4 protein-coding genes are annotated in these 2223 nt (G+C 69.4%); 1 reads left to right on the top strand and 3 read right to left on the bottom strand.

What is annotated here, in order from left to right:
- Positions 1–286: helix-turn-helix transcriptional regulator (locus AC08ON_RS17160; RefSeq protein ID WP_476617345.1), on the bottom strand; the 286-nt coding region annotated here is incomplete at its 3' end.
- Between the two features lie 138 nt (positions 287–424).
- Positions 425–1054, bottom strand: coding sequence for a TetR/AcrR family transcriptional regulator (locus AC08ON_RS17155; protein WP_476608450.1), 630 nt, complete (start codon positions 1052–1054; stop codon positions 425–427).
- A gap of 57 nt (positions 1055–1111) precedes the next feature.
- Here AC08ON_RS17155 and AC08ON_RS17150 point away from each other — a divergent pair, with 57 nt between their 5' ends.
- Positions 1112–1831 carry an SDR family oxidoreductase gene (locus AC08ON_RS17150; protein WP_476608449.1) on the top strand — a complete coding sequence of 240 codons (720 nt, stop codon included), beginning with the start codon at positions 1112–1114 and terminating at the stop codon, positions 1829–1831.
- Positions 1832–1921: 90 nt separating this feature from the next.
- On the opposite strand, the gene AC08ON_RS17145 is transcribed toward AC08ON_RS17150, so the two are convergent.
- The gene (locus AC08ON_RS17145) at positions 1922–2098 is read right to left on the bottom strand and encodes a hypothetical protein (RefSeq protein ID WP_157493378.1); all 177 of its coding nucleotides are present in this window, start codon (positions 2096–2098) and stop codon (positions 1922–1924) included.
- Between the last annotated feature and the right edge of the window lie 125 nt (positions 2099–2223).

Below are 2223 nucleotides of genomic sequence, written 5' to 3'. Positions count from 1 at the left end.
CCAGCGACGAGCAGCCGACCGCGAAACAGACCTCGGTGACACTCAGGTCGCCACGACGCAGCAGCGCCATCGCGCGCTCGATGCGCCGCGTCATCAGATAGGCGTACGGCGACTCGCCGTAGGCGAGCCGGAACTCGCGGCTGAGATGCCCGGCCGACATGTGCGCGCCGCGGGCGAGCGCCTCGACATCCAGCGGCCGCGCGTACTCCCGGTCGATCCGGTCGCGGACGCGGCGCAGCCGCGCGAGGTCGATCAGGCGCCGCGCCGCGACGGGTCTGCTCGTCACCTGCCAGATCGTGCCACATCGCGCCGAGCATGTGGACGGGCCGGGCCGGGCCGGGCAACGGACAGGTGAACGGTCCACTCCGCCGCGCCCTGGGTGGCGATGGGACCGTGCAGGTTCAGTACCGCGTCACGGATTCGCTCATGTGCTCTTCCTCGCTGCTGGAGTGGATGTGCCGACGGCGGGTCGTGGTTCGGTGAGCGTGGTTACGAGTTCGTCGATCAGATTCTCGTCAACGGGTTGGCTGGTGGCAAGCATCCGGTACCAGATGACGCCGAAGACGAGGTCAGCGGCGGTGCCAGGGGAAGGGACGGGTGGCAGCTCGCCGCGGGTCCGGGCCCGGTCGAGGATGATCCCGAGCGCGTCACGGCGGCGCTGCAAGAACGAGGAGCGGAACCGTCCCCGGAACTCCTCGTCGATCTGAGCGTGGGCCATCAGGGCGCGCAGTGCATCGGCTACCCGCTGGTCACGGCCCAGCCGGAAGCTAGACGTGAGGAAGGCACGCAGGTCGGCGGTGTAACTGCCCTCGTCCGGGATGGGCACGTGCAGGTCGGCCTTGGTGGCCAGCGCGTCAAGCAGCACGTCGGCCTTGGACGGCCACCAGCGGTAGATCGTCTGTTTGCCCGCGCCGGAGCGGGCCGCGATGCCCTCGATCGTCAAGCCTGCGTAACCAACCTCTCCCACGAGCTCGATCGCCGCGGCAAGGATGGCCAGCCGGCTCTCCTCGCTGCGCTTGCGTCCGGGTCGGACCGGGATGGGGTGGTCGGTCACGGAGTCATGCTATCGTCAATCCGATACGAGACGTAACGGTTCGATTTAGGAGATCACGTGAGCGAGCACAGCGCGCTGGTCGTCGGCGGAACGTCTGGGATCGGGTTGGCCACCGCCCGGCGGCTGCAAGCCCTTGGCGCAACGGTCCACGTTGTCGGCCGCGGCAAGCAGCGGCTCGATGACGTCGCGGCCAGCGACCCGGAGCTGATCGTCCACCGGGCGGACGGCGGCAACCGTGCCGAGATCAGCGCCGTCATCGAGACGATCGGCCGAATCGACTGGCTGATCATCAGCCTCAGTGGCAGCGAAGGTTCGGGATCTGTCGCTGACCTGGACTTCGACATGCTCCGCCGAGCCTTCGACGCGAAGTTCTGGGCTCACCTCACCACCATCCAGGCGGCTGTGCCGCACCTCACAGCGACCGGCTCCATCACGTTGCTCGGCGCGATCACCGCCCGCGCCGGAATGCCAGGAACCGCAGGCATCGCAGCCCTCAACGGCGCCGTCGAGGCCCTGGTCAAGCCGCTTGCTGTGGAACTCGCGCCGATCCGGGTCAACGGCGTCTCCCCCGGCCTGGTCGACACCCCCTGGTGGAGTGGCATACCCGACGAGGCCCGGAAGGCATACTTCGCCCAAGCCGCCCAGGCGCTCCCCACCCAGCGGATCGCGACCGCGGACGACATCGCCGAGGTCACCGTCGTCGCAGCCACCAACGCCAACCTCACCGGCACAGTCATCGAGACCGACGGCGGGGCCCGTCTCGTGTCGATGGGCTGACCAGCCTTCCAACCCGTCAGCGACGTCTTCTGCCGACAGCCCCGCGTGCAACGCGTCCAGCAGGCGCGGGGCAGCACCAGCGCGATCCCGTCAGCGGTGGTTGGTCAGCAGCCGCTTGACCACCTGGTTGGACGGGCCGGCCTGGATGGTGCCCAGCTCCCGCAGCACGGCCCGCGACCAGCCATCGGGAAGATCGCCGGCCGCCGTGTCACCGCTCCGCAGGACGATGCGCGCGACGTTCTCGTTCGCCCGGTCGGCGGTCCGCACCTGGCCCGCCGTCGCTGGGCACGGTGGCACCCGCGCGGCTCGCCGTGAGGGGAGGTATCAGGTGATCGGCGGGATCGAGCGAGTACCCGAGTCCCTCGATCTGTGCCTTCGACACGACGCGGGCC

This window comes from Frankia sp. CoWAU3 (assembly GCF_977971855.1).
The sequence above is the reverse complement of the archived record's forward strand: the minus strand, read 5'-3'. Positions and strand labels throughout refer to the sequence as shown.